Origin of the sequence: Streptomyces sp. NPDC015532 (genome assembly GCF_043078065.1) — a bacterium.
Lineage (GTDB): Bacteria > Actinomycetota > Actinomycetes > Streptomycetales > Streptomycetaceae > Streptomyces.
The window spans coordinates 1,156,646-1,163,123 of sequence record NZ_JBIBSY010000001.1; the positions used below are offsets into that span (position 1 = coordinate 1,156,646).

The window sequence follows — 6,478 nt, forward strand, 5'->3', positions numbered from 1 at the left end:
CGGAGTCCCGGGGCAACGCCCCGCCCACCTCCGCACCGGCCCCGCAGGGCCGGTCCGCACGGATGATCCGTGCGGACCGGCCGTGCGGGGGTGACGGCCGCCGTCCTCCGGCGGCCGTCACGTGTGTGTCCGGCCGCGGCGCCCGCGAGGGCGCCGCGGCCGTTGTGCGGGCGCACAAGCCTGGCCCGCCGGGCCTGGGAGCCTGCCCAGCCGTGATCCCCGCGAGGGCCTTGTCTTCCCAGGTCGGATGGGTTTTCCAGGCCCAGTGTCGCAAGCGAACGCGGGGCTTCCGCCATCGTTTACGCGGAAGTAACGTCAGGGTCGTGACGGGAAACGCGACTGTGCCAGGTCTCCTCCGGACGGCGGCCCGGAGCTCATTACCGTTGCTCGTCCGGCACACGCCGAACGAGCCGGACCAGCGCCGCGCCCCCGGCCGGCCGCTCGCCCCGGACCACGATCCGCAACCGGACGTGCCTCGCCCGCCGGACGCGCCCCGCCCGGCCGGCGTGCCCGAGGCGCCCGGCGCGCCCCGCCCGGCCGGCGGGTCCGGAACTCCGGTGCCGGAGGCCCGGGAAGGCGCCGTGCCCGCTGCGGTGTCCGACGAGGGCGAGGGCGAGGACGGGTGCCCGGGGCCGGGTGTCCTGGGCCGCGGCCCGGCGGGTCTGCTGCTGCTGGTGGCGGCCGAGCGGGAGCGGGACGCGAGGGGCGCCGGGGCCGACGCCGCGGTGATTCTCGGGGCGGCCAAAGCGGGCGGACTCGACGCGGACGCCCTCGACGCCGCGGAGGACGCGGGACTGATCCGCCTCGCCGGAGGCCGCGTCCAGCTCGTCGATCCCCGCCATGCCGGCACCGTCTACGCCGCCGTCCCGCCCGCCCGCCGGCGTGCGGCGCACCGGCTGCTGGCCGACGCCCACACCGGGGGCCCGCACGCTCTGCCGGTCCTCTTCCACCGGGCCTCGGCGGCCGTCGCCCCCGCACCGGGCCTCGGCGACGCGCTGGCCGCCGCGGCGGAGCCGCCGGACGGCGGACCGGCGCACGCCGAGCGCTCGGCGGCCTGGGCGCGGTCCGCCGAACTCGCCGCCGGCCAGGTGCTGCGCGCCGTGCGCCTGGTCAACGCCGCCGACCAGGCCCGGCTGGCCGGACTGCCGCACCGCGCGCGGGAGTTGCTCGCGCGGGCCGGTTGCGAGGGTCAGGACGGCGCCGTGCGCGGCGCGGCCCAACGGGTGAGCGGGCTGCTCGCGCTCCAGGACGGCCCGGTCGCCGACGCCCGCGAGGCACTGCTGCTGGCCGGCGAGTCACTGGCTCCCGTCGACGCTCACCTCGCCCAGGCCGCGCGGCTCGCCGCCGTCGAGGCGTCCTGGGCGATGGGGGACGCGGCGGCATGCGGGGAAGCCCTGGACGCGGGTCCCGCCCGGCCGGGGTCCGACCCGCTGCTCGCGGCGTACCGGGCGGGGATGTCCGCGGTGATGCACGGCCGCCTGGACAGCGGACGGCAGCCGTTGCGGGAGGTGGTGGCCGGAGCGGGCGCGGCGGCCGGGATGACCGACGGCGCGGAAGCCCTGCTGCGGGCCGGGAGCGCGGCCCTCGTCGTCGGCGACCTCGCCGCGGCCGCTCGCGCCAACTCCCGCGCCCTCGCCGTCGCCAGGGCCCGGGGCCCGTACATCCTGGTCGCCCAGGCACTGGAACGGCTGGCCTACGGAGAGCTGCGGGCGGGCCGCCACGCCCGTGCCCGCGCCCACGCCGAGGACGGCCTGCGCACGGCCCTCGACGCGGGTCAGGACAACCTCGCCGCGCACCACCACGCGATCCTCGCGCTGGTGGCGTCCGTGGAGGGTTCCCCGGAGGCCGTCGCGGAGCACGCGACGACCGCCGAACGGGTCGCGGCGGCCCATGGACTGGCGCTGGCGGCCACGCTCTCCCAGTGGGCACGCGCCCGCGCCGACCTGGCCCGCGGCCGGCTGGCCGAGGCCGCCGCGCGGCTTGGCCCCCTGGTCGGCGCCGGTCCGCGCCGCGGTCACTTCGCGGTACGGATGCTCGCCGTTCCCTGCTTCGTGGAGGCGGCGGCCCGCACGGGACAGACGGAGGCCGCCCGGTCGGCCGTGGCCGAGTTCGCCCGCTGGGCCGCGCAGGGTGCCGACCCCCAGGCCCCCGCTCAACTCGCGCGCTGCCGTGCGCTGCTGAGCGGCACCGAGGAATGCGAGGAGCTGTTCGCCGCCGCGCTGGCCCGGCACGACGAGGTGGCCGGGGACTTCGAACGCGGGCGTACCCAACTCCTCTACGGCGGCTGGCTGCGGCGGCGGCGCAGACCCGGTGAGGCGCGCGGCCGGCTGCGGGACGCGCTGGTGTCCTTCGAGCGGGGCGGGGCACTCGGCTGGGCCACGCAGGCGCGGGCCGAACTGCGGGCCACCGGCGACGCCGGACCGGGCGAACCGGCCGGTCAGCTCACGCTTCTGACGCCCCAGCAGCTGCGGATCGCCCGCTGTGTGGCGGAGGGGGCCACCAATCGCGAAGTGGCGCTGCGCCTGTCCGTGAGCCCCCGCACCGTGGACCACCACCTGCGCAATGTCTTCGCCGCTCTGGGGGTCCGCTCCCGTGTCGAACTGTCCCGTCTGGTGGACCGGGCCGAGAAGACCACCGCACACCCCTAGGTACCGACCAGTAGGTATGTCATCCTGCGGGATCAGGAGGTCCGGAGCACCCGTGTGCCGCGCGTCGGCCGACGGGGCAGCCCCGACCGAGCCGACTCCGGTGGAGGACAGCGATGCAGCACCTCGTACCCGCCCATGTCCGGTCCCAGCCCGGAACCCGGTCCCCGGTACCGGCCGACCGCCCGGCCGTCGACGCGGAGGCGCTCGCGGTGCTGCACCGCGCCGCCCGGGCGCTGATGGCGGGGCTGCCCGAACTCGGCGAACGCCTGGTGGACCTCCTGGTGGCGCGTGAACCCGCGTACCGCGCGGCCATGGAGGCGGACGCGGAGAGCGTTCGCGACGAGGTGCGGCGCTCGCTGCGGCTCAACGTCGGATCCCTGATCCAGCCCGGCGAACTGCGCGAGGCCGCCCACCGCTGCTCCTGGGCCATCGGCAGGGCCCGCGCCGAACGCGGCCTCCCGCTGGACGCCCTGCTGCGCGCCTTCCGGCTGGGCGGCGGCATGATCTGGCAGGAGCTCGTCGACGAGACGACCCGCCGCCATCCCTCCGACGCGCGCCTGCTCGTGCACGTGGCCGCCGACGTGTGGAACTTCGTCGACGACCACTGCGCCGTGGCCGCCGACGCCTACCGCCAGACCGAGCGCGAGCTGATGTGGCGCAGGGAGAACCGGCTGCGGCTCATGACGGCCGCGCTCCTCGACGGCACCGCCCGGATCGCCGACCTGCCGGCCACCGCCGCCGCCCTGGGGCTTCCCGAACAGGGCCGGTACGCGGTGGTGCTGGCCCGGCTGCCGTCCGGTCGCGCGTTCACGGACGTACGCGGCCAGGTCCACCTCTCCGGCCTGCGGGTCCTCTGGTACCGCGACCGCGACCGCGACAGTGAGGGCAGCTACGGCATCGTCCTGCTCGGCGACCGCCCGCACGACGGGGAGCAGCCCGGCCACGGCCACGACGGCGGGCTCCCCGGCGCGGGCCACGGGCCGGGCTCCGCTGCGGCGGCCGAGGCGGGCCGGGACGGCGCGGAGTCCCGGGGCGGGGAGCACCCCGGGACGCGCGGGCCCGAGGTGGACGCCGGGGAGATCGCCCGCAGGCTGACCGCCCCGCCGGTCGCCCGGGTCGGAGTGAGCCCGGTGGTGGAGGGGCTCGCGGCGATCGGCGACGCCCGTCGCCTGGCCGACACGGCGCTGCGGGCCTGCCCGCGCGTCGGCGGGACCATCGTGCTGGAGGAACATCTGCCCGCCGCGCTCGTCGTCTCGGCTCCGGCCCTCGGCGCGGCGCTCTCCGAGCGGGTTCTCGGGCCGCTGCTGCGGCTGGACCCGTCCGACCGGGACATCATGCTGGACACCCTGACGGTCTGGCTCGCCTGCGACGGCTCCGCCCAGCGGGCCGCGAGCCGCCTCTACTGCCACCGCAACACCGTCCTGAACCGGCTGCGGCGCTGCGAACAGCTCACCGGCCGCTCCCTGACCCGACCGGCGGACGTCGTCGAGCTGTCCCTGGCGCTGGCGGCGCACTCCCTGCTCGATCCGTGACCTGCCGGCCTGTCCGCCTGCCCACCGGGTCGCCGGGGCGCCCGGCCGTCGGCCCGGTGGACAGGCCCGGCGGGACGTTCGCGTGCGGGACCAGATGCGAAAGAGAAGTTGCGCAATTTTAGTTGCGCAACTTTTCTTTCGCATCTAGGGTCGGCTCATGGCAAGCCAGGAGAACCGCCGGATCACGGACGTGGGCACGCTCAAAGCCCTCGGACACCCCCTGCGCATGCGGCTGTACCGCGCCCTGCTCGTCGCGGACGCGGCCACCGCGTCCCAGCTCGGTGAGCAGGTCGACGAAGCGCCGTCGCTCGTCAGCTACCACCTGCGCAAACTCGCCGAACACGGGCTGATCGAGGAGGCCGGGCCGCGCAGCGGCGACGGACGCGAGCGGTGGTGGCAGCCGGCGTCCGACGGCGTCAGCGTCCAGGGCGTCGACTTCCGGGACGCGCCCGAGAAGGAGGCGGCCCATCTCGCCTTCACCCGGCTCTACCACGACCAGCGCAGCGAGCTGTACCGGCGCTACCTCGACGAACGAGCCGCCTGGCCGGCGGAGTGGAACGACGCCGCGACCGACGTGGAGGCCACTCTGCGGCTGACGTCGGCCCAACTCGGCGCGTTGAAGCACGAGTTGCTCGCCGTCATCAGGAGGTACGACGAGAAGGGCCGCGCGGACGAAGCGGCCGGGGACACCGAAGAGCGCGAGAACGTCGCCCTGCACGTCTACGGATTCCCGTTCCGTGTCTGAACCCGAGAGCACGTCCGCCCCGAAAGGACCCGGTCCCGTGACCACGACCGTCATACCGAGCCCCGCCCAGGCCACCGAGCGGACTCCCGGCAGGCCCGCCCACCGCGACGGCAACGTCCTGCGCTGGCTCGGCGCCTACACCTCGTCGATGATCGGCGACAACGTCTTCTACATCGCGTTGTCCTGGGCGGCCGTCCAGGCCGGTACTCCCTCCCAGGCCGGGCTCGTGATGGCCGTCAGCGCCGTACCCCGGGCCCTGCTGATGCTGGGCGGGGGAGTGGTCGCCGACCGGTTCGGGCCGAGGAGGGTCGTCATCGGCAGTGACGCCGTGCGCTGCGCGGCCGTGCTGGCGGTCGCCGCGCTGCTCTTCGCGACCGGTCCCGGGCTGTGGCTGCTGGCCCTGCTCGCCGTCGTCTTCGGCATCGTCGACGCCGTGTTCATGCCCGCCGTGGGCGCCCTCCCGGCCCGTGTCACCGGCCGGGACCAGCTCGCCCGGGTGCAGGGCATGCGGGGTCTCGCGATCCGGTTCGCCAATGTCGTGGGCGCCCCGCTGGGCGGCCTCGCCGTGGCCCTCGGCGGCTCGGCGACGGCGTTCGCGCTGGCGGGCGGGCTCATCGCCGTGTCGGTGCCGCTGCTGATCTTCGTACGGATGCGGGAACTGCCCCCGGGCGACGCGGCGGATCCCGCGGAACGCACCGCCTGGCGCGACCTCCTCGACGGGCTGCGCTACATCCGCGGCCACCGCGTCCTCGCCCCGCTCATCGCCGCCATAGCCCTCGGCGACCTCGGCTTCGTCGGACCGCTGAACGTGGGACTGACCCTGCTGGCCGACCGGCGCGGCTGGGGCGCGTCCGGGATGGGCTGGGTGCTGGCGGCCTTCGGAGTCGGCGCGGGAGCCGCCGGGCTGCTGCTGACCCTGCGCGGACGGCTGCCGCGCGCGGGGACCGTCGCCGCCGCGGCCATCCTGGGCGGCTCCGTCGCGATCGGCGCGCTCGCCTTCGCGCCGAGCGTCGCCGCGGCCGTCGGTGTCGCCCTCGTCATCGGCCTGCTCGCCGGGCTCAGCGGAGCCCTGTGCGGGGCGCTCCTCCAGACCCAGTCCGACCCCGCCTACCTGGGCCGGGTCACCGCCGTCGGCGGGATCGTCAGCCTGGGCCTCGCGCCGCTCAGCATGCCGCTGACCGCCGCCGCGATCGGCTGGTGGGGCACCGGGCCCGTCTTCGTCACCAGCGCCGCGGTGTGCGGCCTCGGCGGCGTCCTCGCCCTGGGCGTACGGGACCTGCGGCGCGCCGAACTGCCCCGCTGACCGACGGTGCCGTCCCCGCGGTCCCCGTGGTCCCGGCCGCCCTCGCGGTCCCAGCAGCCCTGGCGGTCCCAGCAGCCCTGGCGGTCCCAGCGGTCCCAGCGGTCCTGGCGGTCCCAGTGGTCCTAGCTGTCTCAGCGGTCCCGGCCGGCCTCGCCGTCCCGGCCGGCCTCGCCGTCCCGGCCGGCCTCGCCGTCCCGGCCGGCCTCGCCGTCCCGGCCGGCCTCGCCGTCCCGGCCGGCCTCGCCGTCCC

4 protein-coding genes are annotated in these 6,478 nt (G+C 76.7%); all 4 read left to right on the forward strand.

What is annotated here, in order from left to right; all coding sequences use genetic code 11:
- Positions 1 to 581: 581 nt before the first annotated feature.
- The 4 genes from ACF07B_RS04910 (at position 582) to ACF07B_RS04925 (ending at position 6,228) form a co-directional block, all read left to right on the forward strand.
- The gene (locus tag ACF07B_RS04910; RefSeq protein WP_392177741.1) at positions 582 to 2,648 is read left to right on the forward strand and encodes a LuxR C-terminal-related transcriptional regulator; all 2,067 of its coding nucleotides are present in this window, start codon (positions 582 to 584) and stop codon (positions 2,646 to 2,648) included.
- 113 nt (positions 2,649 to 2,761) lie between these two features.
- Positions 2,762 to 4,180: a PucR family transcriptional regulator gene (locus ACF07B_RS04915; RefSeq protein WP_392177742.1), complete on the forward strand. Its 1,419-nt coding sequence runs from the start codon at positions 2,762 to 2,764 to the stop codon at positions 4,178 to 4,180.
- Between the two features lie 157 nt (positions 4,181 to 4,337).
- A complete protein-coding gene (locus ACF07B_RS04920; RefSeq protein WP_392177743.1) occupies positions 4,338 to 4,925 on the forward strand; it encodes an ArsR/SmtB family transcription factor in 588 nt (195 codons plus the stop codon).
- Between the two features lie 37 nt (positions 4,926 to 4,962).
- The gene (locus tag ACF07B_RS04925) at positions 4,963 to 6,228 is read left to right on the forward strand and encodes an MFS transporter (protein WP_392177744.1); all 1,266 of its coding nucleotides are present in this window, start codon (positions 4,963 to 4,965) and stop codon (positions 6,226 to 6,228) included.
- Positions 6,229 to 6,478: the final 250 nt, after the last annotated feature.